Source organism: Streptomyces sp. NPDC088745 (assembly GCF_044751045.1).
Taxonomy (GTDB): Bacteria; Actinomycetota; Actinomycetes; order Streptomycetales; family Streptomycetaceae; genus Streptomyces; species Streptomyces cremeus.
The window spans coordinates 762,484-785,418 of the sequence record NZ_JBIVLB010000002.1 but is presented as its reverse complement, the minus strand read 5'-3'; the positions used below and the strand labels follow the sequence as shown (position 1 = coordinate 785,418).

The following is a 22,935-nucleotide window of genomic DNA, read 5'->3' as shown; positions in this document are numbered from 1 at the left end:
CGATTGGCGCTGCCCGTGCCCCGTATGGCAGACTGTCTGAGTTGCTCGGTTGAGTATCGATGCTGCACGCCTCCCGCCGGGAGGACCGGAAGCGAGTCCCACAGTACTCGTCGCCTTCACCTGCCTCCGGGCAGCAATGGGGCGGACGTACGGGAATCTTTCGGGAAGTGCCAGCGCGGTGCCGGCCAGGCACCCGGTGGGTGTTCTCCCCCGGCTTGCGGTCGCGGACCGTATCCCCTACAGCAGGGAATTCCTTCGGGATTTCGTACTGGCGAGGATGCGACACGCCCGACCGCGTGGGTCGGAGGGGGACGGTGCTGAGCGTTCAGAGCGCAGCCGCCCGGGTTCCAGAGCGTTAAGAGACAAAGGACTACTAGTAGCCATGGCGGGACAGAAGATCCGCATCCGGCTCAAGGCCTACGACCACGAGGTCATCGACTCCTCGGCGAAGAAGATCGTCGAGACGGTGACCCGCACTGGTGCGTCGGTCGCAGGCCCGGTGCCGCTGCCCACTGAGAAGAACGTGTACTGCGTCATCAAGTCGCCGCACAAGTACAAGGACTCTCGCGAGCACTTCGAGATGCGCACGCACAAGCGCCTCATCGACATCCTCGACCCCACGCCGAAGACGGTTGACTCGCTGATGCGTCTCGACCTGCCGGCCGGCGTCGACATCGAGATCAAGCTCTGAAGGGACGGGCCGAGATGAGCAAGAACATCAAGGGCGTCCTGGGCGAGAAGCTCGGCATGACCCAGGTCTGGGACGAGAACAACCGGGTCGTCCCGGTGACCGTCGTCAAGGCCGGTCCGTGCGTCGTGACGCAGGTACGTACGAACGACAACGACGGCTACGAGTCGGTCCAGATCGCCTTCGGCGAGATCGACCCGCGCAAGGTGAACAAGCCCCTCAAGGGTCACTTCGCCAAGGCCGACGTGACCCCGCGCCGCCACCTCGTGGAGCTGCGCACCCCGGACGCCAGCGAGTACACGCTGGGCCAGGAGATCACTGCCGAGGTGTTCGAGTCCGGCGTCAAGGTCGACGTCACGGGCAAGAGCAAGGGCAAGGGCTTCGCCGGTGTGATGAAGCGTCACAACTTCCACGGCGGCAAGGCCTCGCACGGTGCCCACCGCGTGCACCGCAAGCCTGGTTCCATCGGTGGCTGTGCCACCCCCGGCCGTGTCTTCAAGGGCATGCGCATGGCGGGTCGCATGGGTAACGAGCGGGTCACCACCCAGAACCTGACCGTCCACGCCGTTGACGCCGAGAAGGGTCTGCTGCTCATCAAGGGCGCCGTCCCCGGCCCCAACGGTGGCCTCGTCCTGGTCCGCACCGCGGCCAAGGGGGTTTGAGGAACCGATGAGCACCATTGACATCCTTTCGCCGGCAGGCGACAAGACCGGGACCGTCGAACTCCCCGCGGAGATCTTCGACGCCAAGGTCAGCATCCCGCTGATCCACCAGGTCGTCGTCGCTCAGCTGGCCGCTGCCCGCCAGGGCACGCACAAGACCAAGCGTCGCGGCGAGGTCCGCGGTGGCGGCAAGAAGCCGTACCGCCAGAAGGGCACCGGCCGCGCCCGCCAGGGTTCGACCCGCGCCCCGCAGTTCGCCGGCGGTGGCGTCGTCCACGGCCCGCAGCCGCGTGACTACTCGCAGCGCACCCCGAAGAAGATGAAGGCCGCCGCCCTGCGCGGTGCCCTCACGGACCGGGCCCGCAACGCGCGCGTCCACGTCGTCACCGGCGTGGTCGACGGTGCGGTTTCCACGAAGGCCGCCAAGTCCCTGCTGGGCAAGATCAGCGAGCGCAAGCACGTGCTCCTGGTCGCCGAGCGCTCGGACGAGGCCGCGTGGCTCTCCGCCCGCAACCTGCCCCAGGTGCACATCCTGGAGCCGGGCCAGCTGAACACGTACGACGTGCTCGTCTCGGACGACCTGGTCTTCACCAAGGCCGCCTTCGAGTCCTTCGTGTCTGGCCCCCAGGCCGCTGAGACCGAAGGGAGCGACGCCTGATGAGCGCCGTTACCAGCAAGACCTTCACGGACCACCGCGACATTCTTGTCAAGCCGGTCGTCTCGGAGAAGAGCTACGCGCTGCTCGACGAGAACAAGTACACGTTCATCGTCGCCCCGGGCTCCAACAAGACCCAGATCAAGCAGGCCGTGGAAGCGGTCTTCTCGGTCAAGGTCACCGGAGTCAACACGATCAACCGTCAGGGCAAGCGGAAGCGCACCCGCACCGGTTTCGGCAAGCGTGCCGACACCAAGCGGGCCATCGTGACCCTCGCCGAGGGCGACCGTATCGACATCTTCGGCGGTCCGACCGCCTAACGGCGGTCTGGATCGTCCGGAATCGGACGAGGACTGAGAAATGGGAATCCGCAAGTACAAGCCGACTACGCCGGGCCGCCGTGGCTCCTCCGTAGCCGACTTTGTCGAGATCACGCGGTCCACGCCGGAGAAGTCGCTGGTCCGCCCCCTGCACAGCAAGGGCGGCCGTAACAACGCCGGTCGTGTGACCGTTCGCCACCAGGGTGGTGGCCACAAGCGCGCCTACCGCGTGATCGACTTCCGTCGTCACGACAAGGACGGCGTGCCGGCCAAGGTCGCGCACATCGAGTACGACCCCAACCGCACCGCGCGCATCGCGCTGCTGCACTACGCGGACGGCGAGAAGCGTTACATCCTCGCCCCGCGCGGCCTGTCGCAGGGTGACCGGATCGAGAACGGCCCCGGGGCCGACATCAAGCCGGGCAACAACCTCGCGCTGCGCAACATCCCGGTGGGTACCACCATCCACAACATCGAGCTGCGGCCCGGCGGCGGTGCGAAGTTCGCCCGCTCCGCCGGTACCTCCGTGCAGCTTCTTGCGAAGGAGGGCACCATGGCCCACCTTCGTATGCCTTCCGGCGAGATCCGCCTGGTCGACGCCCGCTGCCGCGCCACGATCGGCGAGGTCGGCAACGCCGAGCAGTCGAACATCAACTGGGGCAAGGCCGGCCGCATGCGGTGGAAGGGCGTTCGCCCGACCGTTCGCGGTGTGGCGATGAACCCGGTCGACCACCCGCACGGTGGTGGTGAGGGTAAGACCTCCGGTGGTCGCCACCCGGTCTCCCCGTGGGGTCAGAAGGAGGGTCGTACTCGCTCGCCGAAGAAGGCTTCGAGCAAGTACATCGTCCGCCGCCGCAAGTCGAACAAGAAGCGCTAGGAGCGGGTTTAGATGCCGCGCAGTCTCAAGAAGGGGCCCTTCGTCGACGGACACCTCGTAAAGAAGGTGGATGTCCAGAACGAAGCTGGCACCAAGAACGTCATCAAGACCTGGTCCCGGCGCTCGATGATCATCCCCAGCATGCTGGGTCACACCATCGCGGTGCACAACGGCAAGATCCACGTCCCGGTGTTCGTCACCGAGTCGATGGTCGGCCACAAGCTCGGCGAGTTTGCGCCGACCCGCACCTTCCGCGGCCACGTCAAGGACGACCGCAAGTCGAAGCGCCGCTAAGGCGGGGTGCGATGACTATGAACGACACCGAAGGGACAACCATGGAAGCCAGGGCCCAGGCGCGGTACATCCGCGTCACGCCCATGAAGGCCCGCCGAGTGGTGGACCTTATCCGTGGCATGGATGCCACGGAGGCTCAGGCGGTCCTGCGCTTCGCCCCGCAGGCCGCGAGCGTGCCGGTCGGCAAGGTGCTGGACAGCGCCATTGCCAACGCCGCGCACAACTACGACCACTCCGACGCCTCGTCGCTGTTCATCAGCGAGGCGTTCGTGGACGAGGGCCCGACCCTGAAGCGGTTCCGTCCGCGTGCTCAGGGCCGTGCCTACCGGATCCGTAAGCGGACCAGCCACATCACCGTGGTCGTCAGCAGCAAGGAAGGAACCCGGTAATGGGCCAGAAGGTAAACCCGCACGGGTTCCGGCTCGGCATTACCACGGACTTCAAGTCCCGTTGGTACGCCGACAAGCTGTACAAGGACTACGTCAAGGAAGACGTCGCCATCCGCAGGATGATGACGTCCGGCATGGAGCGCGCCGGCATCTCGAAGGTGGAGATCGAGCGCACCCGTGACCGCGTGCGTGTGGACATCCACACCGCTCGTCCGGGCATCGTCATCGGCCGCCGTGGCGCCGAGGCCGACCGCATCCGCGGCGACCTCGAGAAGCTCACGGGCAAGCAGGTCCAGCTGAACATCCTCGAGGTCAAGAACCCCGAGATGGACGCCCAGCTGGTCGCCCAGGCCGTTGCCGAGCAGCTCTCCTCCCGCGTCTCCTTCCGCCGTGCCATGCGCAAGAGCATGCAGGGCACCATGAAGGCCGGCGCCAAGGGCATCAAGATCCAGTGCGGTGGCCGTCTCGGCGGCGCCGAGATGTCCCGCTCCGAGTTCTACCGCGAGGGCCGTGTGCCGCTGCACACGCTCCGCGCGAACGTGGACTACGGCTTCTTCGAGGCCAAGACGACCTTCGGTCGCATTGGCGTCAAGGTCTGGATCTACAAGGGCGACGTCAAGAACATCGCCGAGGTTCGCGCCGAGAACGCCGCGGCCCGTGCGGGCAACCGCCCGGCCCGTGGTGGTGCGAACGAGCGCCCGGCCCGTGGTGGCCGTGGCGGCGAGCGTGGCGGCCGCGGCCGCAAGCCGCAGCAGTCCGCGCCGGCAGCCGAGGCCCCCAAGGCCGACGCTCCCGCCGCCGCTGCTCCGGCTGAGAGCACCGGAACGGAGGCCTGACCGACATGCTGATCCCTCGTAGGGTCAAGCACCGCAAGCAGCACCACCCGAAGCGCAACGGCATGGCCAAGGGTGGCACTGAGGTCGCATTCGGCGAGTACGGCATCCAGGCGCTGACCCCGGCGTACGTGACGAACCGCCAGATCGAGGCCGCGCGTATCGCGATGACCCGCCACATCAAGCGTGGCGGCAAGGTCTGGATCAACATCTACCCGGACCGTCCGCTCACGAAGAAGCCCGCCGAGACCCGCATGGGTTCCGGTAAGGGTTCCCCCGAGTGGTGGATCGCGAACGTCAAGCCCGGTCGGGTGATGTTCGAGCTGTCCTACCCGAACGAGAAGATTGCTCGTGAGGCGCTTACCCGCGCTGCTCACAAGCTTCCGATGAAGTGCCGGATTGTTCGGCGCGAGGCAGGTGAGTCGTGATGGCGGCCGGTACCAAGGCGACCGAGCTGCGCGAGCTGAACGACGAGGACCTCGTCGCCAAGCTCCGTGAGGCCAAGGAAGAACTGTTCAACCTCCGCTTCCAGGCGGCGACCGGACAGCTCGAAAATCACGGCCGGCTCAAGTCCGTCCGTAAGGACATCGCCCGGATCTACACCCTGATGCGCGAGCGCGAGCTGGGCATCGAGACGGTGGAGAGCGCCTGATGAGCGAGAAGAATGTGACTGAGACGACTGAGCAGCGCGGATTCCGCAAGACCCGTGAGGGTCTGGTCGTCAGCGACAAGATGGACAAGACCGTCGTCGTCGCTGTCGAGGACCGCGTGAAGCACGCGCTGTACGGCAAGGTCATCCGCCGTACGAACAAGCTCAAGGCTCACGACGAGTCCAACGCCGCCGGCGTCGGCGACCGCGTCCTCATCATGGAGACGCGTCCGCTGTCCGCCTCGAAGCGCTGGCGCATCGTCGAGATCCTCGAGAAGGCCAAGTAGCCCGGTAATTCCCGTCGGGGAATTCCGAAATATTTCAGTCCTGGAGGGGGTCTCCCCGCCAGGCAGTTCCGCCAGGCTCGGCGGGGGCCGTAGCGATACGGCCCCCGCCGGGAACCGGCAGACGATCAGGAGATAGACGTGATCCAGCAGGAGTCGCGACTTCGCGTCGCCGACAACACGGGTGCGAAGGAAATTCTCACCATCCGTGTTCTCGGTGGCTCGGGTCGCCGCTACGCGGGCATCGGTGACGTCATCGTCGCCACCGTCAAGGATGCGATCCCCGGTGGCAACGTGAAGAAGGGTGACGTCGTCAAGGCGGTCATCGTTCGCACCGTCAAGGAGCGTCGTCGCCAGGATGGCTCGTACATCCGCTTCGACGAGAACGCCGCTGTCATTCTCAAGAACGACGGCGACCCCCGCGGCACCCGTATCTTCGGCCCGGTGGGCCGTGAGCTGCGCGAGAAGAAGTTCATGAAGATCATCTCGCTCGCGCCGGAGGTGCTGTAAGCATGAAGATCAAGAAGGGCGACCTGGTACAGGTCATCACCGGCAAGGACAAGGGCAAGCAGGGCAAGGTCGTTCAGGCCTTCCCCCGCGAGGACCGCGTCCTGGTCGAGGGTGTCAACCGGGTCAAGAAGCACACGAAGGCCGGCCAGAACCAGGCCGGCGGCATCGTGACGACCGAGGCTCCCATCCACGTCAGCAACGTTCAGCTGGTCGTGGAGAAGGACGGCAACAAGGTCGTTACCCGCGTCGGCTACCGCTTTGACGACGAGGGCAACAAGATCCGCGTTGCCAAGCGGACTGGTGAGGACATCTGATGACTGCCACCACCGCACCGCGCCTCAAGCTGCGCTACCGCGAGGAGATCGCGGGCAAGCTGCGTGAAGAGTTCTCCTACGAGAACGTCATGCAGATCCCCGGTCTGGTCAAGATCGTGGTCAACATGGGCGTCGGCGACGCCGCCCGTGACTCGAAGCTGATCGACGGGGCCATCAAGGACCTGACGACCATCACGGGTCAGAAGCCGGCCGTCACCAAGGCCCGGAAGTCCATCGCGCAGTTCAAGCTGCGCGAGGGTCAGCCGATCGGCTGCCACGTCACCCTCCGCGGTGACCGCATGTGGGAGTTCCTGGACCGTACGCTGTCGCTCGCGCTGCCGCGTATCCGTGACTTCCGTGGTCTGTCGCCGAAGCAGTTCGACGGCCGTGGCAACTACACGTTCGGTCTCACGGAGCAGGTCATGTTCCACGAGATCGACCAGGACAAGATCGACCGAGTCCGGGGAATGGACATCACCGTGGTCACCACGGCGACGAACGACGACGAGGGCCGCGCCCTCCTCCGTCACCTCGGCTTCCCCTTCAAGGAGGCGTAACCGAGATGGCGAAGAAGGCTCTGATCGCTAAGGCCGCTCGCAAGCCGAAGTTCGGCGTGCGTGCCTACACGCGCTGCCAGCGCTGTGGCCGGCCCCACTCCGTGTACCGCAAGTTCGGCCTGTGCCGCGTGTGCCTTCGTGAGATGGCTCACCGTGGCGAGCTGCCGGGCGTGACCAAGAGCTCCTGGTAGTCCAGTACTGCCCTTTGGGCGTACGGATTTCCTTGAGCTCTCGGTAAGTATCTGGTCGGCAGGAGCCCCACCCCGAATGCCGTAGGCTAGAAGGGTTGGGCGCCTGCCGCCCATAACGACTTACTACGCCGTAGGTCCCCGCACCGCACCCGTCCCGCCTCTGAGTGGGGAGAGGGATGGCGCATACAGGAAACCCCGGCGAGAGAGGCCGAAGGCCAATTCATGACCATGACTGATCCCATCGCAGACATGCTCACGCGTCTGCGCAACGCGAACTCGGCGTACCACGACACCGTCGTGATGCCGCACAGCAAGATCAAGTCGCACATCGCGGAGATCCTCCAGCAGGAGGGCTTCATCACCGGCTGGAAGGTCGAGGACGCCGAGGTCGGCAAGAACCTCGTCCTCGAGCTGAAGTTCGGCCCGAACCGCGAGCGCTCGATCGCCGGCATCAAGCGGATCTCGAAGCCGGGTCTGCGTGTTTACGCGAAGTCCACCAACCTGCCCAAGGTCCTCGGCGGCCTCGGCGTGGCGATCATCTCCACGTCGCACGGTCTTCTGACCGGCCAGCAGGCAGGCAAGAAGGGCGTAGGTGGGGAAGTCCTCGCCTACGTCTGGTAGTCGGGAAAGGAAGGAAAGCTCATGTCGCGTATTGGCAAGCTCCCCATCCAGGTTCCCGCTGGTGTGGACGTCACCATCGACGGCCGCACGGTTGCCGTGAAGGGTCCCAAGGGCTCCCTCACGCACACTGTTGCCGCGCCGATCGAGATTGTTAAGGGCGAGGACGGCGTTCTCAACGTCACCCGTCCCAACGACGAGCGTCAGAACAAGGCCCTGCACGGCCTGTCCCGCACGCTGGTGGCGAACATGATCACCGGCGTGACCCAGGGATACAGCAAGGCGCTCGAAATCAGCGGTGTCGGTTACCGCGTCCAGGCGAAGGGCTCCAACCTGGAGTTCGCCTTGGGCTACAGCCACCCCATCGTTGTTGAGGCCCCCGAAGGCATCTCCTTCAAGGTCGAGTCGCCCACGAAGCTCAGCGTCGAGGGCATCGACAAGCAGAAGGTCGGCGAGGTCGCCGCTAACATCCGCAAGCTGCGGAAGCCCGACCCGTACAAGGCCAAGGGCGTCAAGTACGCCGGCGAGGTCATCCGCCGCAAGGTCGGAAAGGCGGGTAAGTAAGCCATGGCATACGGTGTCAAGATTGCTAAGGGTGACGCGTACAAGCGCGCTGCCATCAAGCGTCGCCACGTCCGCATCCGCAAGCACGTCTCCGGTACGCCGGAGCGTCCTCGCCTGGTCGTGACGCGGTCCAACCGCAACGTGACCGCTCAGGTCATCGACGACATCGCGGGCCACACGCTCGCGTCGGCGTCGACCCTGGACGTTTCGATCCGCGGCGGCGAGGGCGACAAGAGCGCCCAGGCCAAGCAGGTCGGCGCCCTGGTCGCTGAGCGTGCGAAGGCCGCCGGCGTCGAGACCGTCGTGTTCGACCGTGGTGGCAACAGGTACGCCGGGCGCATTGCCGCTCTGGCTGACGCCGCCCGCGAAGCCGGGCTGAAGTTCTAAGCCCCGGTTCCGGGACTAACGGACGTAACAGAGAGAGGTAAATCCAATGGCTGGACCCCAGCGCCGCGGAAGCGGTGCCGGTGGCGGCGAGCGGCGGGACCGGAAGGGTCGCGACGGTGGCGCTGCCGCCGAGAAGACCGCTTACGTTGAGCGCGTTGTCGCGATCAACCGCGTTGCCAAGGTTGTCAAGGGTGGTCGTCGCTTCAGCTTCACCGCGCTCGTCGTGGTCGGAGACGGTGACGGCACCGTAGGTGTCGGTTACGGCAAGGCCAAGGAAGTTCCCGCGGCCATCGCCAAGGGTGTCGAGGAAGCCAAGAAGAACTTCTTCAAGGTTCCGCGCATCCAGGGCACCATCCCTCACCCGATTCAGGGCGAGAAGGCCGCGGGCGTCGTCATGCTCAAGCCGGCTTCCCCGGGTACCGGTGTTATCGCCGGTGGTCCGGTGCGTGCCGTGCTGGAGTGCGCCGGCGTTCACGACATCCTGTCGAAGTCGCTCGGCTCGTCCAACGCGATCAACATCGTGCACGCGACCGTCGCGGCCCTCCAGGGCCTGCAGCGTCCCGAGGAGATCGCGGCTCGCCGTGGTCTGCCCCTCGAGGACGTCGCCCCGGCGGCTCTGCTCCGTGCGCGTGCTGGGGCGGGTGCGTAATGGCCCGTCTTGAGATCACGCAGACGAAGTCGTACATCGGCAGCAAGCAGAACCACCGCGACACCCTGCGTTCGCTCGGGCTCAAGCGCCTGAACGACGTGGTTGTCAAGGAGGACCGCCCCGAGTTCCGCGGAATGGTGCACACCGTCCGCCACCTCGTGTCGGTCAAGGAGGTCGACTGACATGGCGGAGAACAACCCGCTGAAGGTCCACAACCTCCGTCCCGCTCCGGGCGCCAAGACCGCCAAGACCCGTGTGGGTCGTGGTGAGGCGTCGAAGGGCAAGACGGCTGGTCGCGGTACCAAGGGCACCAAGGCTCGTTACCAGGTGCCGGAGCGCTTCGAGGGCGGGCAGATGCCCCTCCACATGCGTCTCCCGAAGCTCAAGGGCTTCAAGAACCCGTTCCGCACCGAGTACCAGGTCGTGAACCTGGACAAGCTCGCCGAGCTCTACCCCGAGGGTGGAGAGGTCACGGTGGCCGACCTGGTCGCCAAGGGTGCGGTGCGCAACAACCACCTCGTCAAGGTCCTGGGCCAGGGCGAGATCTCCGTGGCACTGACGGTTTCGGTTGACGCCGCTTCCGCCTCCGCCAAGGAGAAGATCGCTGCCGCTGGCGGCAGCGTCACCGAGCTCGTCTGAGACAGCTCGATGGCTTGAACATCCGACCGGGGATGCCTCTCATATGGGGCATCCCCGGTTGGTCGTTCCTAGGGGGCGGGGTCCGCCGGTATGGTGGCGTGCACTGTTAACTTTCGCGCGGTGTGCCCACAACGCTGTCCGCTCGTTGTTTGACTGATACGTATTCGTCGATCCTCAATACCGTCACCCTTCGACGCAGTAGCGCGGGGGTCGCAGGAGGCACCGTGCTCACCGCGTTCGCCCGGGCGTTCAAGACGCCCGACCTGCGCAAGAAGCTGCTCTTCACACTCGGCATCATTGTGCTGTTCCGGCTCGGCGCGCACATTCCTGTCCCGGGCGTCAACTACAAGAACGTGCAGATCTGCATCGACTCCGCCAAGGAAGGCGGAGGCGGTCTCTTCAGCCTGGTCAACATGTTCAGTGGTGGCGCGCTGTTGCAGATCACCATCTTCGCGCTCGGCATCATGCCGTACATCACGGCGAGCATCATCCTTCAGCTGCTCACCGTGGTGATCCCACGTCTGGAAGCCCTGAAGAAGGAGGGCCAGTCCGGCACGGCGAAGATCACGCAGTACACGCGTTATCTGACCGTGGCGCTCGCCATCCTCCAGGGCACCGGCCTCGTCGCCACCGCCAACTCCGGCGCGCTCTTCCAGGGTTGCGCGGAGTCGGTCCGCTCGCAGATCGTGCCGGACAAGTCGGTCTTCACCACCGCGGTCATGGTCATCACGATGACCGCCGGCACCGCGATGGTCATGTGGCTCGGTGAGCTCATCACCGACCGCGGCATCGGCAACGGCATGTCCATCCTGATGTTCATCTCGATCGCCGCGGGCTTCCCGGCGTCGCTGTGGGCCATCAAGGACGGCGGCAAGATGGCGGACGGCTGGATCGAGTTCGGGATCGTGATCCTGGTCGGATTCGCGATGGTCGCGCTCGTGGTGTTCGTGGAACAGGCCCAGCGCCGCATCCCCGTGCAGTACGCGAAGCGGATGATCGGCCGGAAGTCCTATGGCGGAACGTCCACATACATCCCGCTGAAGGTGAACCAGGCGGGTGTGATTCCCGTCATCTTCGCTTCTTCGCTGCTCTACATCCCTGCTTTGATCGTTCAGTTCTCCGGTTCCACGGCGTCCTGGGCGCAGTGGATCCAGACCAACCTGACCAAGGGCGACCACCCGTACTACATCGTCACGTACTTCCTCCTGATCGTGTTCTTCGCCTTCTTCTACGTGGCGATCTCGTTCAACCCCGAGGAAGTTGCCGACAACATGAAGAAGTATGGTGGCTTCATCCCGGGCATCCGGGCAGGTCGACCTACTGCTGAGTACCTGAGTTACGTGCTGAACCGCATCACGTGGCCGGGATCGCTGTACCTGGGTCTGATCGCTCTCGTGCCGACGATGGCGTTGGCCGGCTTCGGTGCGAGCCAGGACTTCCCGTTCGGCGGCACGAGCATCCTCATCATCGTGGGTGTGGGTCTGGAGACCGTGAAGCAGATCGAGAGCCAGCTCCAGCAGCGCAATTACGAAGGGTTCCTCCGCTGATGCGTATCGTCCTCGTCGGGCCGCCGGGCGCGGGCAAGGGAACGCAGGCCGCGTTCCTCGCCACGAACCTGTCGATCCCGCACATCTCCACGGGTGACCTCTTCCGGGCCAACATCAGCCAGGGCACCGAGCTCGGCCGCAAGGCCAAGGCGATCATGGACGCCGGAAATCTGGTCCCCGACGAGGTCACGATCGGCATGGCGCTGGACCGCATGGCCCAGCCGGACGCCGAGAGCGGTTTCCTGCTCGACGGCTTCCCGCGCAACGTCTTCCAGGCCGAGGCCCTGGACGCCGCGCTGAAGGAGCAGGGGCAGAAGCTCGACGCCGTCCTCGACCTCGAGGTCCCCGAGGAAGAGGTCGTCAAGCGGATCGCCGGCCGGCGCATCTGCCGCAACGATTCCGCGCACGTCTTCCACGCGACGTACAGCCCGCCGAAGGCCGAGGGCGTCTGCGACGTCTGCGGCGGCGAGCTCTACCAGCGTCCGGACGACACCGAGGAGACCGTGCGCAAGCGGCTCGACGTGTACCACACGCAGACCGAGCCGATCATCGACCACTACAAGGCGCAGGGCCTGGTGGTCACCCTCTCCGCGGAGGGCAAGGTCGCCGAGGTGACCAAGCGCGCGATGGACGCGCTGGACAACCTGAAGAAGGACCAGGACTAGGCCCCGGCCGGTTCCCCTGCGTACGACGGAAGGCCGCGGTGTCCCACAGACACCGCGGCCTTACTGTTGAACCGAAGACACACGAGCGTGGAAGGCACACCCATGGTGGAGATCAAGACTCCCGAGCAGATCGCGAAGATGCGTGAGGCGGGCCTGGTCGTCGCCGCCATTCACGCGGCCACCCGCGAGGCGGCCGTCCCCGGCGCCAGCACCAAGGACCTCGACGCGGTCGCCCGCGAGGTGCTCGCCGAGCACGGCGCGAAGTCGAACTTCCTCGGGTACGGCGGCTTCCCCGCCACCATCTGCACCTCGGTCAACGAGGTCGTCGTCCACGGCATCCCGGACGAGAAGACCGTCCTCAAGGACGGCGACATCATCTCCGTCGACTGCGGCGCCATCGTCGAGGGCTGGCACGGCGACGCGGCCTACACCGCCTTCGTCGGCTCGGGCCACGCGCCGGAGCTGCTGGAGCTCTCCCGGGTGGCCGAGGAGTCGATGTGGGCCGGCATCGCCGCGATGAGGAACGGCAACCGGCTGGTCGACATCTCCAAGGCCATCGAGGGCTACATCCGCCGCCAGCCCCGTCCGGCCACCGGGAAGTACGGGATCATCGAGGACTACGGCGGGCACGGCATCGGCTCCGAGATGCACATGGACCCGCACCTGCTCAACTACGTCACGCGCAAGCGCGGCAAGGGCATCAAGCTGGTCCCGGGCGTGTGCCTGGCGATCGAGCCGATGGTCTCGCTCGGCACCGCGCAGACCGAGGTGCTCGCCGACGACTGGACGGTCATCACGACCGACGGCACCTGGTCCTCGCACTGGGAACACTCCATCGCCCTCACCGAGAACGGCCCGCTGGTGCTGACCGCGGTCGACGGCGGCAAGGCGAAGCTCGCGGAGTACGGCATCACGGCGGCACCGGACCCGCTGGCGTGACGGATTACTTCCGGCGGGTTCTCCCCGCCGGGGTGAATGCCGCATAACGATCATCAGTGTTGGGCAAACTTGACGGATTCGTCTTTTCGGGTGGCCTGACGTAGACTGACTCGTCGGCTCGCGTGCATCCGTATGCCTGCATACACAGTGCAAGAGTCGATCAAGGTAGCCGATTCGAAGGGCGAAGCGTGGCCAAGAAGCAAGGTGCCATCGAAATCGAGGGCACCGTGATCGAGTCCCTCCCGAACGCAATGTTCAAGGTGGAACTGCAGAACGGTCACAAAGTCCTCGCGCACATCAGCGGCAAGATGCGTATGCACTACATCCGCATCCTCCCGGATGACCGGGTCGTCGTGGAGCTGTCTCCGTACGACCTGACGCGCGGCCGGATCGTCTACCGGTACAAGTAGATCTTGCCGCGCCCCTTCCGGGGGGCGAGTGGCACTGACCCGGAGAACCTGACATCCCATGAAGGTCAAGCCGAGCGTCAAGAAGATCTGCGACAAGTGCAAGGTGATCCGCCGTCACGGCCGGGTCATGGTCATCTGCGAAAACCTGCGCCACAAGCAGCGCCAGGGCTGACGCACGACCTTTCCTGCATCTCGCAGTTCTTCGCGCGACGCAAGCAATTCGTACATACGCAGAGCACGACCGGTCCAGCGAGGCCGGCGGCACCTCCGGCGGGGGCCGGGGACCCGGACGTACCACCTCACCACCGTGGGGTCGGCGGTCGGGAGCGGCTCTGTGGAAGACCCCCGAACTAACAACTGGAGCCATTGAATGGCACGCGTTTCAGGTGTTGACATCCCGCGCGAAAAGCGTGTGGAGATCGCCCTCACCTACGTCTTCGGCATCGGCCGCACCCTGGCGAAGGAAACCCTCGCCGCCACCGGTGTGAACCCGAACACCCGCGTTCGCGACCTGGCCGAAGAGGACCTGGTCAAGATCCGCGAGTACGTGGACGCCAACCTCAAGACCGAGGGTGACCTCCGTCGCGAGATCCAGGCCGACATCCGCCGCAAGGTCGAGATCGGCTGCTACCAGGGTCTGCGTCACCGTCGCGGCCTGCCGGTCCACGGCCAGCGCACCAGCACGAACGCTCGTACCCGCAAGGGCCCGCGTCGCGCGATCGCCGGTAAGAAGAAGCCGGGCAAGAAGTAGTCCTCAGCCGGACGCTTATCAAGCGGTCTTCGCTGTAGGACCGATCACCTCCCTCTCCATCTGGAGTAAGACATGCCCCCCAAGGGACGTCAGGGCGCTGCCAAGAAGGTGCGCCGCAAGGAAAAGAAGAACGTCGCTCACGGCCACGCGCACATCAAGAGCACGTTCAACAACACGATCGTGTCCATCACGGACCCGACCGGCAACGTGATCTCGTGGGCCTCCGCCGGCCACGTGGGCTTCAAGGGCTCGCGCAAGTCCACCCCCTTCGCCGCGCAGATGGCCGCCGAGTCGGCCGCCCGTCGCGCGCAGGAGCACGGCATGCGCAAGGTCGACGTCTTCGTCAAGGGTCCCGGCTCCGGCCGTGAGACCGCGATCCGCTCCCTCCAGGCCACGGGCCTCGAGGTCGGTTCGATCCAGGACGTCACCCCGACGCCGCACAACGGCTGCCGTCCGCCGAAGCGTCGCCGCGTCTGACCCGTCGCCCGCTCGTCGGGCGTCGTGTCTGCAATACCTCGTGTCGTGAGTGGCCGTGCGGAGACCGACCTCCGTACGGCGCTCGCCTCGCGTTTCGGGCGGTACGGCTCCTCGGGGCCGTACCGCCCGTACCCTTGTGGTAGTTGGCGTCAAATAGTGGGCGCCAAGAACAAAGGAACCCCATGCTTATTGCTCAGCGCCCGTCGCTGACCGAAGAGGTCGTCGACGAGTACCGCTCCCGGTTCGTCATCGAGCCGCTGGAGCCCGGCTTCGGTTACACGCTCGGCAACTCCCTGCGTCGTACCCTCCTGTCGTCCATCCCGGGTGCCGCTGTCACCAGCATCCGGATCGACGGCGTCCTGCACGAGTTCACCACCGTGCCGGGCGTCAAGGAGGACGTCACCGACCTCATCCTCAACATCAAGCAGCTCGTCGTCTCCTCGGAGCACGACGAGCCCGTCGTGATGTACCTGCGCAAGCAGGGCCCCGGCCTGGTCACCGCCGCCGACATCGCGCCCCCGGCCGGTGTCGAGGTGCACAACCCGGACCTGGTCCTCGCCACGCTCAACGGCAAGGGCAAGCTGGAGATGGAGCTGACCGTCGAGCGCGGTCGCGGCTATGTCTCCGCCGTCCAGAACAAGCAGGTGGGCCAGGAGATCGGCCGTATCCCGGTCGACTCCATCTACTCCCCGGTGCTCAAGGTCACGTACAAGGTCGAGGCGACCCGTGTCGAGCAGCGCACCGACTTCGACAAGCTGATCGTCGACGTCGAGACCAAGCAGGCCATGCGCCCGCGTGACGCCATGGCGTCCGCCGGCAAGACCCTGGTCGAGCTGTTCGGCCTGGCGCGCGAGCTCAACATCGACGCCGAGGGCATCGACATGGGCCCGTCCCCCACGGACGCCGCCCTGGCCGCCGACCTGGCGCTGCCGATCGAGGAGCTGGAGCTCACCGTTCGGTCGTACAACTGCCTCAAGCGCGAGGGCATCCACTCGGTGGGCGAGCTCGTGGCCCGCTCCGAGGCGGACCTGCTCGACATCCGCAACTTCGGTGCGAAGTCGATCGACGAGGTCAAGATGAAGCTCAACGGCATGGGCCTGGCCCTCAAGGACTCGCCCCCCGGGTTCGACCCGACCGCCGCCGCCGACGCCTTCGGCGCCGACGACGACGCGGACGCCGGTTTCGTGGAGACCGAGCAGTACTGAGTCCTCGCGACTCGCTGAAATCTTCCGTGGGGCAGTAGCCCCTCGGTAACTGACACCGGTACCTGATACGGCCGGTGCAGATCACAAGGAGAAACACCATGCCGCGTCCCGCCAAGGGTGCCCGTCTGGGCGGCAGCGCCGCGCACGAGAAGCTGCTCCTCGCGAACCTCGCGAAGTCGCTCTTCGAGCACGGCCGCATCACGACGACCGAGGCCAAGGCCCGCCGTCTGCGCCCCGTCGCCGAGCGTCTCGTCACCAAGGCGAAGAAGGGCGACATCCACAACCGTCGCCTGGTGCTCCAGACGATCACGGACAAGAGCGTCGTCCACACGCTCTTCACTGAGATCGCCCCGCGCTACGAGAACCGCCCCGGTGGTTACACGCGCATCACCAAGATCGGCAACCGTCGTGGCGACAACGCCCCGATGGCCGTGATCGAGCTGGTCGAGGCCCTCACCGTGCAGCAGAACGCTGTGGGCGAGGCCGAGGCCGCCACGAAGCGCGCCGTGAAGGAGTCCTCCACGGAGGAGACCGCCAAGGCCGAGCAGGCCGAGGTCGTCGAGGACGCGAAGCCCGAGGGCGACGAGTCCAAGTAGTACCTGGTAGTACGTGAACGGGCCCGTTCCCAGTCTTTCTGGGGGCGGGCCCGTTCTGCTGTGCGGTGGCGGGACGGGGGACGGTTTTCGTGGCGAGCGTGGAGGTTGGTTGTGGCTGACGAGGTGGCGGACGGGTTCGTACGGGTGAGGCTGGACCTCTCGTACGACGGCAAGGACTTCTCCGGGTGGGCGAAGCAGCCCAGCGGGCGGCGGACCGTGCAGGGGGAGATCGAGGCGGCGCTGCGGACGGTGACGCGGTCGCCGACGAACTTCGACCTGACGGTGGCCGGGCGGACGGATGCCGGGGTGCACGCGCGCGGGCAGGTGGCGCACGTGGACCTGCCGCGGGAGGTGTGGGCGGAGCACGAGGAGAAGCTGCTGCGGCGGCTCGCGGGGCGGCTCCCCCATGACGTACGGGTGTGGAAGGCGGCCCGGGCGCCGGAGGGGTTCAACGCGCGGTTCTCGGCGATCTGGCGCAGGTACCAGTACCGGGTGACGGACCATCCGGGCGGCGTCGATCCGCTGATCCGCAGTCATGTGCTGTGGCACGACTGGGAGTTGGACGTCGAGAAGATGAACGCGGCGGCCGCCCTGCTGGTCGGGGAGCACGACTTCGCGGCGTACTGCAAGAAGCGGGAAGGGGCGACGACCATCCGGACGCTCCAGGAGCTGTGGTGGGAGCGGGGGGCGGACGGGGTCGTCACCGGGACCGTGCGGGCCGACGCCTTCTGCCACAACATGGTGCGCTCGCTGGTGGGCGCGCTGCTGTACGTCGGGGACGGGCACCGGGACGTGGAGTGGCCGGCGAAGGTGCTGGCGGCGCGGGTGCGGGACTCGGCGGTGCACGTGGTGAAGGCGCACGGGCTCACGCTGGAGGAGGTGGCGTATCCGGCGGACGAGCTGCTCGCGGCGCGGGCGGTGGAGGCACGGAACGTGCGGACGCTGCCGGGGAGCGCGGCTGGTGGTGGGGAGAGCGGGGACGGTTGTTGCTGATGCGGGTCGGGGGTCGTGAGGGGCCCTTGATGGTGAGGGAGCTTGTCGTGGCTTGTCCGGTCCCGTTGTCAGTGGGCTGTGCGAAGGTGTTTTCAGACATCCACTCGGCTGATGTACGGGGGCTGCGATGACGGGGGCGAAGAAGAGCGGGGTGTGGGTGCTGCTGGTGGCAGTGGCGCTGTTCGCGGCGCTGGTGGTGCCGCGGGTCCTGGCCGGGGACGGTGACGACCGGCCGTCGCAGGCGGCCGGGGTGTCCTTGGGCGTGCCGGAGAAGTCCGGCGAGGACGCGCCGAAGGGGGCGCCCGACGCGGCCAAGGGGGGCGGGCCGGTGCCCGGGAGCACGGGGGGCGGTGCGACCTCCGGGGACGGCGCCGGCGACGGTGCGGGGGACGGTGCGCAGGAGCGGGCGGCGGACCGGGCGGCGATCGGGGAGGCCTTCGCGGCCGTCCGTGCCGGGGACTGCCTGGCGCTCTTCGACACCGGCGGCGGGTGGAACACCCGCATACCCCAGAAGGTCGGCTGCGGCGGGGACGCGGGGCTGACCCGAGTCAGCGCGGTGCGGACCGGGTGGAGCGCCTGCCCCTCGGGGGACGGACTGTCGTACGTGGTGCACCGGTCGGACAAGGGCAAGCGGGTGCTGTGCCTGACCCGGCAGTACAAGGCCGGGTACTGCGTGCTCGCGGAGAAGGGCACCGGAGCGGCGAGGGCGACCATGCGGCTCGGGTCGATGACCGCGGTCGACTGCAAGGCGAAGAAGCTCACCAAGCCCTACGACACGGTCCTGCACATCACCGGGGTGTACGGGCCGGGGACCGGGCGGACCGGGTGCAGCCGTGCCCTGGACGACAGGACCTTCTACTGGTTCTGGAGGGTCAAGGGCGACGAGACGCTGCTGTGCACGATGGTCTACCGGGGCTGAGGCGACCGGGGGGAGCCGTCAGCGGCGGGTGGCCGCCCAGAGGACGGCGCCGGTCGCGGCCAGGGCGACGAAGGTGATGCTGCCGAGCGCGTAGAGGAACGGGAACCAGAGCAGGGCGATCAGCGCGCAGTAGCCGGCGGCCAGGACGGAGAGGCCGAGCTGGACGCGGGCGGGGCCGTGCTGGTTGAGGCGGACCAGGACGGCCAGGAAGACCGCGGTCCACAGGGCGGCGCGGGGCTGGCCGAAGGTGAGGGCGCCGACGACGTCGCTGAGGACGCCGTACCAGCTCTGCTGCACCAGTTCGGCCTGCAGGTCGGCTATCTCGCGCAGGCCGGCGGAGCCGCCCGCGGCGCGCTGCACCTCGGTGAGGGACTGCACGGAGGTCCGGAAGTACTCGTACACGGTGAGCAGGGTGAAGCCGAGAGCGTGCAGGACGCCGGTGGCGAAGCCGGTGGCGCGGGCGCGGTGCGGGGCGCTGCGGTCTTCCGGGGTCCCGGGGGAGGCCGGTATGGGCTCGGGGGCGTCGTCGGGCTGCTGGCGGTGCTGGCTGTAGCGCCCGGTGGCCGTGCTGGTGCCGGGGTACGGGGTGTGGGCCCGCGCCCGGCCGGGGGCGGGGGACGGTCCCGGCGTCCGGGGGGAGGCGGAGGCCGCCGCGCGGCGGGGTGCGGGGGCGGGGCGGGACGCCGGTGCGGGGGTGGAGCGGCCGGCCGGGGCCGGGCGGGCGGCGGGTACCGGGCGGGCCGTCGGCGGGGGCGGCTGGGGGGTGGCCGGGGACTGCTGGTGCGGGACGGCCTGCGGCCAGCTGCGGCGGGGTGTGGCGGTGGCGGGCTCGGCGGTGCCGGGGCCGGGGGAGGCCGGGGCGGGGGTCTTCGGCTCGGGGGCCGGGGGTGGCGGGGTCTTGCCGGGGACGGGCCTGCGGGTGGTTTCCGGTGTGGCGGTGGTTTCCGGTGTGCGGGTGCTTTCCGGTGTGCGGGTGCCGGGGTGGCGGGTGTTCTCCGAGCGCGGGGGGCGGGTGGGCAGGGGGCGGCGGGTGTCGTCGGGCCGCTTGGTGAGCCGGGCGGGGCGGGGCTCGGCGGGGCCGGTGGGGGTGGGCGCGGTGTCCGGGGCGTCCGAGCCGTCCGAGCCGTCCGAGGGGGTGGGCTCGGTGGTGGCGGAGGGGGCGGGGGCCGGCGCCTTGGGTGGGGCAGGGGTGTCCCGGGTGCGCTGTTCTTCGTTCTTGCCCGTGCTCATGTGCTCCAGCTCCCCGTTGGCGTCAGGCCCGAGTGCGGCCCGGCGCCAGGGTAGTCAGGGGGCGGAGGGGTTGCCAGGGGCGGGCCGGGGCCGGTACGGCATCGTCACGCGCCCCGGGCGGGCGGCGCGGCGTCAGCCGCTGGCGGTCGTGCCGGTGGCGGCCGCGGCGGAGGCCTGGGCGCGGCCGCGTTCGACGATGCGCAGGAAGGTGTACTTCGCGGCGTCGTCGCCGAGGGCGAAGACGTTCTTGTCAGCGGTGGTGACGTCGCGCTTGTTGTCCGTGAAGCCGCCCACGGTGAAGTAGGCGTAGCGGCCGTAGGAGTTGGCGGTCTTGCGGCAGATCGTGCCGTTGCGGCAGAAGGTGGGGACGCCGGAGCCGGGGAGGGAGGCGACGCCGTCCTTGACCTGGGCCTTCGCCTTGAGGGCCTGGGCCTCGGTGGGGAAGACCGCCACGCCGACGGTGACGGCCGCGCCGCCCTTGGTGAAGGTGGCGCGGATGAGCTGGGTGCAGCCGTTGGCGTTGAGGATGCCGCCCAGGCGGCCCTGGGCGCCCGAGGCGCAGTCGGTGACGCGGTGGGTGGCGCCCTTGGGGTAGGTGCGGTTCTCCAGGGTGAGCGAGGCGCCGGGGAAGAGGGTGTCGGCGCTGAGCGGGGCCTTGTCCTTGTCGGCGCTGGAGATGAAGTCCTTGGGGTCCGGCGGGGGCGGGGGCGCGACCGGCGAGAAGGAGGGGGAGGGGGCGCCGGGGCCGGTGGGCAGGGACTCGGGTGAGGGCAGGGAGGTGTTCTTGCCGTCGGCGGGACCCGTGCCGGAGGAGACGATCGCGGTGGTGACGAGGGCGGCGACGGTGAGGGTGGCGAGGACGCCGCCGCCGATGCCGAGGAGGCGTTTGCGGCGGGCGCGGGCGGCGGCGTCGGCGAGGGCGGACCAGTCGGGGGAGGGGGCCGGGGCCGGGAGGGGCGTGACCTGGGCGGTCGGGCTCTGGGAGGTGACGGGTGGGGCCGGGTGGCCGCTGTAGGGGTGGTGCGGGACGGGGGCGGCGGGGGCCGGGCGGGGGGCGCCGGGCGGGGCCGGCGGCGGGAGGGGCCGTCCCCCTTGGCCGCTCGTTCCGCCCTGCCCGCCCGTTCCGCCCTCGGGGGGCGGGGGTGCCGCCCAGGGGGAGGCGGCGGCGACGTGGGGCGGGAGGGGGCCGGCGGGGACGCGGCCCGGGGAGGGGGCGGCCGGAGGGAGGCCGGTGGAGGGCGCGGGGGGCGGGGGTGGGGTGAAGTGGGGCTGGGGGGTGGGTGGTTGGGGGGTGCCGTGTGGGGGGTTTGCCCCGGGGGCGTCCGAGGGTCCCCCATGCCCGATGCTCATGGGGCGCATCCTAATGACCCCGTCGCCCGCGGCGAGGGGGCGTAAAGCGGTTGGGGCGGACAGGCGCGGGCGGCGAGAATGCCCGTATGGGACATCTTGAGGTCGGACACGTCGAGTACTACCTTCCGGACGGGCGGGTGCTGCTCGGTGACGTCTCGTTCCGGGTGGGGGAAGGGGCCGTGGTGGCCCTGGTCGGGCCCAACGGGGCCGGGAAGACCACGCTGTTGAAGATCATCGCCGGGGAGCTCCAGGCCCACGGGGGGTCGGTCACCGTCAGCGGCGGGCTCGGGGTGATGGGGCAGTTCGTGGGGTCCGTGCGGGACGGGCGGACGGTCCGGGACCTGCTGGTCTCGGTGGCGCAGCCCAGGATCCGGCAGGCCGCGGCCGCCGTCGACAAGGCCGAGACGGCGATCCTGGAGCGGGACGACGAGACCGCGCAGATGGCGTACGCCCAGGCGTTGAGCGACTGGGCGGAGGTCCAGGGGTACGAGGCCGAGACCGTCTGGGACATGTGCACCACGGCCGCGCTCGGGGTGCCGTACGAGAAGGCGCAGTGGCGGGAGGTGCGCACGCTCAGCGGCGGTGAGCAGAAGCGGCTCGTGCTGGAGGCGCTGCTGCGGGGGCCCGACGAGGTGCTGCTGCTCGACGAGCCGGACAACTACCTGGACGTGCCCGGCAAGCGGTGGCTCGAGGGGAAGCTCAAGGAGACCCGGAAGACGGTTCTGTTCGTCAGCCACGACCGGGAGCTGCTGTCGCGGGCAGCGGAGAAGATCGCGAGTGTGGAGCCCGGCCCGACGGGGTCGGAGGTGTGGATCCACGGGGGCGGGTTCGACACGTACCACGAGGCCCGCAAGGAGCGGTTCGCGCGGTTCGAGGAGCTGCTGAGGCGGTGGCAGGAGGAGCACGCGCGGCTCAAGGCGCTGGTGCTGAGGCTGCGCGGGCAGGCGGCGATCAGCCCGGACATGGCGTCCCGGTACCACGCGATGCAGACGCGGTTCAGGAAGTTCGAGGAGGCGGGGCCGCCGCCCGAGCCGCCGCGGAAGCAGGACATCCGGATGCGGCTCAAGGGCGGCCGGACCGGGGTGCGGGCGCTCACCTGCGAGGGCCTTGAGCTGACCGGGCTGATGAAGCCCTTCGACCTGGAGGTCTTCTACGGCGAGCGGGTCGCCGTTCTCGGGTCGAACGGGTCCGGGAAGTCGCACTTCCTGCGGTTGCTGGCGGGCGAGGACGTCGCGCACACGGGGGCCTGGAAGCTGGGGGCGCGGGTGGTCGCCGGGCACTTCGCGCAGACGCACGCGCATCCGGAGCTGATGGGGCGCACCCTCGTCGACATCCTGTGGGCCGAGCACTCCAAGGACCGGGGCGGGGCGATGTCCGTGCTGCGCCGGTACGAGCTGGAGGGGCAGGGCGACCAGGGCTTCGACCGGCTGTCGGGCGGGCAGCAGGCGCGGTTCCAGATTCTGCTGCTCGAACTGGCGGGGACGACGGCGCTGCTGCTCGACGAGCCGACGGACAACCTGGACCTGGAGTCGGCGGAGGCCCTGCAGGAGGGGCTGGAGGCGTACGAGGGGACCGTGCTGGCGGTCACGCACGACCGGTGGTTCGCGAGGTCCTTCGACCGGTATCTGGTGTTCGGGGCGGACGGGGTGGTCCGGGAGACGGCGGAGCCGGTGTGGGACGAGCGGAGGGTGGAGCGGGTGCGCTGACCGCTCGGGAGGTGCGGGGCGGCCCCGCCGCCCGGGGGCGGGGAGGGCGTTTTGACCCGTGCGGGGG

35 protein-coding genes are annotated in these 22,935 nt (G+C 68.2%); 33 read left to right on the top strand and 2 right to left on the bottom strand.

What is annotated here, in order from left to right:
- Window positions 1–382 precede the first annotated feature (382 nt).
- From rpsJ to ACIP93_RS08040, 32 genes are all read left to right on the top strand, one after another.
- Entirely contained in the window at window positions 383–691 is a 309-nt protein-coding gene (rpsJ, locus tag ACIP93_RS08195; RefSeq protein WP_003948644.1) for a 30S ribosomal protein S10, read from the top strand.
- Between the two features lie 14 nt (window positions 692–705).
- Window positions 706–1,350 carry a 50S ribosomal protein L3 gene (rplC, locus tag ACIP93_RS08190; protein WP_189821109.1) on the top strand — a complete coding sequence of 215 codons (645 nt, stop codon included), beginning with the start codon at window positions 706–708 and terminating at the stop codon, window positions 1,348–1,350.
- A 7-nt stretch (window positions 1,351–1,357) separates the two neighbouring features.
- On the top strand, window positions 1,358–2,008 hold the full coding sequence (gene rplD, locus ACIP93_RS08185; RefSeq protein WP_345228950.1) for a 50S ribosomal protein L4: 651 nt from the start codon (window positions 1,358–1,360) through the stop codon (window positions 2,006–2,008).
- On the top strand, window positions 2,008–2,325 hold the full coding sequence (rplW, locus tag ACIP93_RS08180; RefSeq protein ID WP_185028010.1) for a 50S ribosomal protein L23: 318 nt from the start codon (window positions 2,008–2,010) through the stop codon (window positions 2,323–2,325). Before rplD ends, rplW begins: the two co-directional genes overlap by 1 nt.
- Window positions 2,326–2,365: 40 nt before the next feature.
- Window positions 2,366–3,202 carry a 50S ribosomal protein L2 gene (gene rplB / locus ACIP93_RS08175; protein WP_345228949.1) on the top strand — a complete coding sequence of 279 codons (837 nt, stop codon included), beginning with the start codon at window positions 2,366–2,368 and terminating at the stop codon, window positions 3,200–3,202.
- A 12-nt stretch (window positions 3,203–3,214) separates the two neighbouring features.
- Window positions 3,215–3,496, top strand: a complete 282-nt coding sequence (rpsS, locus tag ACIP93_RS08170) for a 30S ribosomal protein S19 (RefSeq protein WP_138894198.1) — start codon at window positions 3,215–3,217, stop codon at window positions 3,494–3,496.
- Between the two features lie 41 nt (window positions 3,497–3,537).
- Complete coding sequence (gene rplV / locus ACIP93_RS08165; protein ID WP_135332555.1) at window positions 3,538–3,885, top strand: 50S ribosomal protein L22; 348 nt, start codon at window positions 3,538–3,540, stop codon at window positions 3,883–3,885.
- Window positions 3,885–4,721: a 30S ribosomal protein S3 gene (gene rpsC / locus ACIP93_RS08160; protein WP_345228948.1), complete on the top strand. Its 837-nt coding sequence runs from the start codon at window positions 3,885–3,887 to the stop codon at window positions 4,719–4,721. The genes rplV and rpsC overlap by 1 nt, the downstream gene beginning before the upstream one ends.
- A 5-nt stretch (window positions 4,722–4,726) precedes the next feature.
- Window positions 4,727–5,146 (top strand): 50S ribosomal protein L16, encoded by a 420-nt coding sequence (gene rplP, locus ACIP93_RS08155; RefSeq protein WP_189821106.1) that lies wholly within the window; start codon window positions 4,727–4,729, stop codon window positions 5,144–5,146.
- Window positions 5,146–5,370, top strand: a complete 225-nt coding sequence (gene rpmC / locus ACIP93_RS08150) for a 50S ribosomal protein L29 (RefSeq protein WP_028812369.1) — start codon at window positions 5,146–5,148, stop codon at window positions 5,368–5,370. Before rplP ends, rpmC begins: the two co-directional genes overlap by 1 nt.
- Complete coding sequence (rpsQ, locus tag ACIP93_RS08145; RefSeq protein WP_028812368.1) at window positions 5,370–5,654, top strand: 30S ribosomal protein S17; 285 nt, start codon at window positions 5,370–5,372, stop codon at window positions 5,652–5,654. The genes rpmC and rpsQ overlap by 1 nt, the downstream gene beginning before the upstream one ends.
- Window positions 5,655–5,792: 138 nt before the next feature.
- Window positions 5,793–6,161, top strand: coding sequence for a 50S ribosomal protein L14 (gene rplN / locus ACIP93_RS08140; protein ID WP_003966950.1), 369 nt, complete (start codon window positions 5,793–5,795; stop codon window positions 6,159–6,161).
- A gap of 2 nt (window positions 6,162–6,163) precedes the next feature.
- A complete protein-coding gene (rplX, locus tag ACIP93_RS08135) occupies window positions 6,164–6,475 on the top strand; it encodes a 50S ribosomal protein L24 (protein WP_345228947.1) in 312 nt (103 codons plus the stop codon).
- Window positions 6,475–7,032, top strand: coding sequence for a 50S ribosomal protein L5 (rplE, locus tag ACIP93_RS08130; RefSeq protein ID WP_345228946.1), 558 nt, complete (start codon window positions 6,475–6,477; stop codon window positions 7,030–7,032). Before rplX ends, rplE begins: the two co-directional genes overlap by 1 nt.
- A 5-nt stretch (window positions 7,033–7,037) precedes the next feature.
- Window positions 7,038–7,223, top strand: a complete 186-nt coding sequence (locus ACIP93_RS08125) for a type Z 30S ribosomal protein S14 (protein WP_003956452.1) — start codon at window positions 7,038–7,040, stop codon at window positions 7,221–7,223.
- A gap of 222 nt (window positions 7,224–7,445) precedes the next feature.
- Window positions 7,446–7,844: a 30S ribosomal protein S8 gene (gene rpsH, locus ACIP93_RS08120; RefSeq protein ID WP_067163170.1), complete on the top strand. Its 399-nt coding sequence runs from the start codon at window positions 7,446–7,448 to the stop codon at window positions 7,842–7,844.
- A gap of 21 nt (window positions 7,845–7,865) precedes the next feature.
- Window positions 7,866–8,405, top strand: a complete 540-nt coding sequence (gene rplF, locus ACIP93_RS08115) for a 50S ribosomal protein L6 (RefSeq protein ID WP_345228945.1) — start codon at window positions 7,866–7,868, stop codon at window positions 8,403–8,405.
- Window positions 8,406–8,408: 3 nt separating this feature from the next.
- Complete coding sequence (rplR, locus tag ACIP93_RS08110) at window positions 8,409–8,792, top strand: 50S ribosomal protein L18 (RefSeq protein WP_345228944.1); 384 nt, start codon at window positions 8,409–8,411, stop codon at window positions 8,790–8,792.
- Window positions 8,793–8,838: 46 nt separating this feature from the next.
- A complete protein-coding gene (rpsE, locus tag ACIP93_RS08105) occupies window positions 8,839–9,441 on the top strand; it encodes a 30S ribosomal protein S5 (protein ID WP_345228943.1) in 603 nt (200 codons plus the stop codon).
- Window positions 9,441–9,623 carry a 50S ribosomal protein L30 gene (gene rpmD, locus ACIP93_RS08100; protein WP_345228942.1) on the top strand — a complete coding sequence of 61 codons (183 nt, stop codon included), beginning with the start codon at window positions 9,441–9,443 and terminating at the stop codon, window positions 9,621–9,623. Before rpsE ends, rpmD begins: the two co-directional genes overlap by 1 nt.
- A 1-nt stretch (window position 9,624) precedes the next feature.
- Complete coding sequence (gene rplO, locus ACIP93_RS08095) at window positions 9,625–10,080, top strand: 50S ribosomal protein L15 (protein ID WP_345228941.1); 456 nt, start codon at window positions 9,625–9,627, stop codon at window positions 10,078–10,080.
- A 224-nt stretch (window positions 10,081–10,304) separates the two neighbouring features.
- Window positions 10,305–11,627 (top strand): preprotein translocase subunit SecY, encoded by a 1,323-nt coding sequence (gene secY, locus ACIP93_RS08090; protein WP_401756768.1) that lies wholly within the window; start codon window positions 10,305–10,307, stop codon window positions 11,625–11,627.
- Window positions 11,627–12,292, top strand: coding sequence for an adenylate kinase (locus ACIP93_RS08085; protein WP_345228939.1), 666 nt, complete (start codon window positions 11,627–11,629; stop codon window positions 12,290–12,292). The genes secY and ACIP93_RS08085 overlap by 1 nt, the downstream gene beginning before the upstream one ends.
- A 102-nt stretch (window positions 12,293–12,394) precedes the next feature.
- Window positions 12,395–13,231 (top strand): type I methionyl aminopeptidase, encoded by an 837-nt coding sequence (map, locus tag ACIP93_RS08080; RefSeq protein WP_401757027.1) that lies wholly within the window; start codon window positions 12,395–12,397, stop codon window positions 13,229–13,231.
- Window positions 13,232–13,419: 188 nt separating this feature from the next.
- Entirely contained in the window at window positions 13,420–13,641 is a 222-nt protein-coding gene (infA, locus tag ACIP93_RS08075; protein ID WP_003956442.1) for a translation initiation factor IF-1, read from the top strand.
- A 58-nt stretch (window positions 13,642–13,699) separates the two neighbouring features.
- Window positions 13,700–13,813: a 50S ribosomal protein L36 gene (gene rpmJ, locus ACIP93_RS08070; RefSeq protein ID WP_009740505.1), complete on the top strand. Its 114-nt coding sequence runs from the start codon at window positions 13,700–13,702 to the stop codon at window positions 13,811–13,813.
- Window positions 13,814–14,011: 198 nt separating this feature from the next.
- Window positions 14,012–14,392 (top strand): 30S ribosomal protein S13, encoded by a 381-nt coding sequence (gene rpsM / locus ACIP93_RS08065; protein WP_345228938.1) that lies wholly within the window; start codon window positions 14,012–14,014, stop codon window positions 14,390–14,392.
- Window positions 14,393–14,464: 72 nt separating this feature from the next.
- Window positions 14,465–14,869 carry a 30S ribosomal protein S11 gene (gene rpsK / locus ACIP93_RS08060; protein WP_003948617.1) on the top strand — a complete coding sequence of 135 codons (405 nt, stop codon included), beginning with the start codon at window positions 14,465–14,467 and terminating at the stop codon, window positions 14,867–14,869.
- 182 nt (window positions 14,870–15,051) lie between these two features.
- A complete protein-coding gene (locus ACIP93_RS08055) occupies window positions 15,052–16,074 on the top strand; it encodes a DNA-directed RNA polymerase subunit alpha (RefSeq protein WP_185028035.1) in 1,023 nt (340 codons plus the stop codon).
- A gap of 98 nt (window positions 16,075–16,172) precedes the next feature.
- Complete coding sequence (gene rplQ / locus ACIP93_RS08050) at window positions 16,173–16,670, top strand: 50S ribosomal protein L17 (protein WP_345228937.1); 498 nt, start codon at window positions 16,173–16,175, stop codon at window positions 16,668–16,670.
- A gap of 111 nt (window positions 16,671–16,781) precedes the next feature.
- A complete protein-coding gene (truA, locus tag ACIP93_RS08045) occupies window positions 16,782–17,663 on the top strand; it encodes a tRNA pseudouridine(38-40) synthase TruA (protein ID WP_401756762.1) in 882 nt (293 codons plus the stop codon).
- A 127-nt stretch (window positions 17,664–17,790) separates the two neighbouring features.
- Window positions 17,791–18,582 (top strand): hypothetical protein, encoded by a 792-nt coding sequence (locus ACIP93_RS08040; protein WP_401756760.1) that lies wholly within the window; start codon window positions 17,791–17,793, stop codon window positions 18,580–18,582.
- A gap of 18 nt (window positions 18,583–18,600) precedes the next feature.
- On the opposite strand, the gene ACIP93_RS08035 is transcribed toward ACIP93_RS08040, so the two are convergent.
- Complete coding sequence (locus ACIP93_RS08035; protein ID WP_401756758.1) at window positions 18,601–19,812, bottom strand: hypothetical protein; 1,212 nt, start codon at window positions 19,810–19,812, stop codon at window positions 18,601–18,603.
- A 132-nt stretch (window positions 19,813–19,944) separates the two neighbouring features.
- Window positions 19,945–21,162, bottom strand: a complete 1,218-nt coding sequence (locus ACIP93_RS08030; protein ID WP_401756756.1) for a hypothetical protein — start codon at window positions 21,160–21,162, stop codon at window positions 19,945–19,947.
- Window positions 21,163–21,248: 86 nt separating this feature from the next.
- Between ACIP93_RS08030 and ACIP93_RS08025 the strand changes: the two genes are divergently transcribed.
- On the top strand, window positions 21,249–22,868 hold the full coding sequence (locus ACIP93_RS08025; RefSeq protein WP_401756754.1) for an ABC-F family ATP-binding cassette domain-containing protein: 1,620 nt from the start codon (window positions 21,249–21,251) through the stop codon (window positions 22,866–22,868).
- Window positions 22,869–22,935: the final 67 nt, after the last annotated feature.

Coding starts and splice junctions, on each gene's coding strand:
- rpsK (WP_003948617.1), top strand. CDS start 14,465: ATGCCCCCCAAGGGACGTCAGGGCGCTGCCAAGAAGGTGCGCCGCAAG.
- ACIP93_RS08085 (WP_345228939.1), top strand. CDS start 11,627: ATGCGTATCGTCCTCGTCGGGCCGCCGGGCGCGGGCAAGGGAACGCAG.
- rpmD (WP_345228942.1), top strand. CDS start 9,441: ATGGCCCGTCTTGAGATCACGCAGACGAAGTCGTACATCGGCAGCAAG.
- rplX (WP_345228947.1), top strand. CDS start 6,164: ATGAAGATCAAGAAGGGCGACCTGGTACAGGTCATCACCGGCAAGGAC.
- ACIP93_RS08025 (WP_401756754.1), top strand. CDS start 21,249: ATGGGACATCTTGAGGTCGGACACGTCGAGTACTACCTTCCGGACGGG.
- rplO (WP_345228941.1), top strand. CDS start 9,625: ATGGCGGAGAACAACCCGCTGAAGGTCCACAACCTCCGTCCCGCTCCG.
- rpsE (WP_345228943.1), top strand. CDS start 8,839: ATGGCTGGACCCCAGCGCCGCGGAAGCGGTGCCGGTGGCGGCGAGCGG.
- rplR (WP_345228944.1), top strand. CDS start 8,409: ATGGCATACGGTGTCAAGATTGCTAAGGGTGACGCGTACAAGCGCGCT.
- ACIP93_RS08040 (WP_401756760.1), top strand. CDS start 17,791: ATGACGGGGGCGAAGAAGAGCGGGGTGTGGGTGCTGCTGGTGGCAGTG.
- rplQ (WP_345228937.1), top strand. CDS start 16,173: ATGCCGCGTCCCGCCAAGGGTGCCCGTCTGGGCGGCAGCGCCGCGCAC.
- rplC (WP_189821109.1), top strand. CDS start 706: ATGAGCAAGAACATCAAGGGCGTCCTGGGCGAGAAGCTCGGCATGACC.
- rpsM (WP_345228938.1), top strand. CDS start 14,012: ATGGCACGCGTTTCAGGTGTTGACATCCCGCGCGAAAAGCGTGTGGAG.
- rplW (WP_185028010.1), top strand. CDS start 2,008: ATGAGCGCCGTTACCAGCAAGACCTTCACGGACCACCGCGACATTCTT.
- rpmJ (WP_009740505.1), top strand. CDS start 13,700: ATGAAGGTCAAGCCGAGCGTCAAGAAGATCTGCGACAAGTGCAAGGTG.
- ACIP93_RS08030 (WP_401756756.1), bottom strand. CDS start 21,162: ATGAGCATCGGGCATGGGGGACCCTCGGACGCCCCCGGGGCAAACCCC.
- rpsJ (WP_003948644.1), top strand. CDS start 383: ATGGCGGGACAGAAGATCCGCATCCGGCTCAAGGCCTACGACCACGAG.
- ACIP93_RS08125 (WP_003956452.1), top strand. CDS start 7,038: ATGGCGAAGAAGGCTCTGATCGCTAAGGCCGCTCGCAAGCCGAAGTTC.
- ACIP93_RS08055 (WP_185028035.1), top strand. CDS start 15,052: ATGCTTATTGCTCAGCGCCCGTCGCTGACCGAAGAGGTCGTCGACGAG.
- rpsS (WP_138894198.1), top strand. CDS start 3,215: ATGCCGCGCAGTCTCAAGAAGGGGCCCTTCGTCGACGGACACCTCGTA.
- rpsC (WP_345228948.1), top strand. CDS start 3,885: ATGGGCCAGAAGGTAAACCCGCACGGGTTCCGGCTCGGCATTACCACG.
- rplD (WP_345228950.1), top strand. CDS start 1,358: ATGAGCACCATTGACATCCTTTCGCCGGCAGGCGACAAGACCGGGACC.
- rpsH (WP_067163170.1), top strand. CDS start 7,446: ATGACCATGACTGATCCCATCGCAGACATGCTCACGCGTCTGCGCAAC.
- rpsQ (WP_028812368.1), top strand. CDS start 5,370: ATGAGCGAGAAGAATGTGACTGAGACGACTGAGCAGCGCGGATTCCGC.
- rplV (WP_135332555.1), top strand. CDS start 3,538: ATGGAAGCCAGGGCCCAGGCGCGGTACATCCGCGTCACGCCCATGAAG.
- map (WP_401757027.1), top strand. CDS start 12,395: ATGGTGGAGATCAAGACTCCCGAGCAGATCGCGAAGATGCGTGAGGCG.
- rplF (WP_345228945.1), top strand. CDS start 7,866: ATGTCGCGTATTGGCAAGCTCCCCATCCAGGTTCCCGCTGGTGTGGAC.
- rplP (WP_189821106.1), top strand. CDS start 4,727: ATGCTGATCCCTCGTAGGGTCAAGCACCGCAAGCAGCACCACCCGAAG.
- rpmC (WP_028812369.1), top strand. CDS start 5,146: ATGGCGGCCGGTACCAAGGCGACCGAGCTGCGCGAGCTGAACGACGAG.
- ACIP93_RS08035 (WP_401756758.1), bottom strand. CDS start 19,812: ATGAGCACGGGCAAGAACGAAGAACAGCGCACCCGGGACACCCCTGCC.
- rplE (WP_345228946.1), top strand. CDS start 6,475: ATGACTGCCACCACCGCACCGCGCCTCAAGCTGCGCTACCGCGAGGAG.
- rplB (WP_345228949.1), top strand. CDS start 2,366: ATGGGAATCCGCAAGTACAAGCCGACTACGCCGGGCCGCCGTGGCTCC.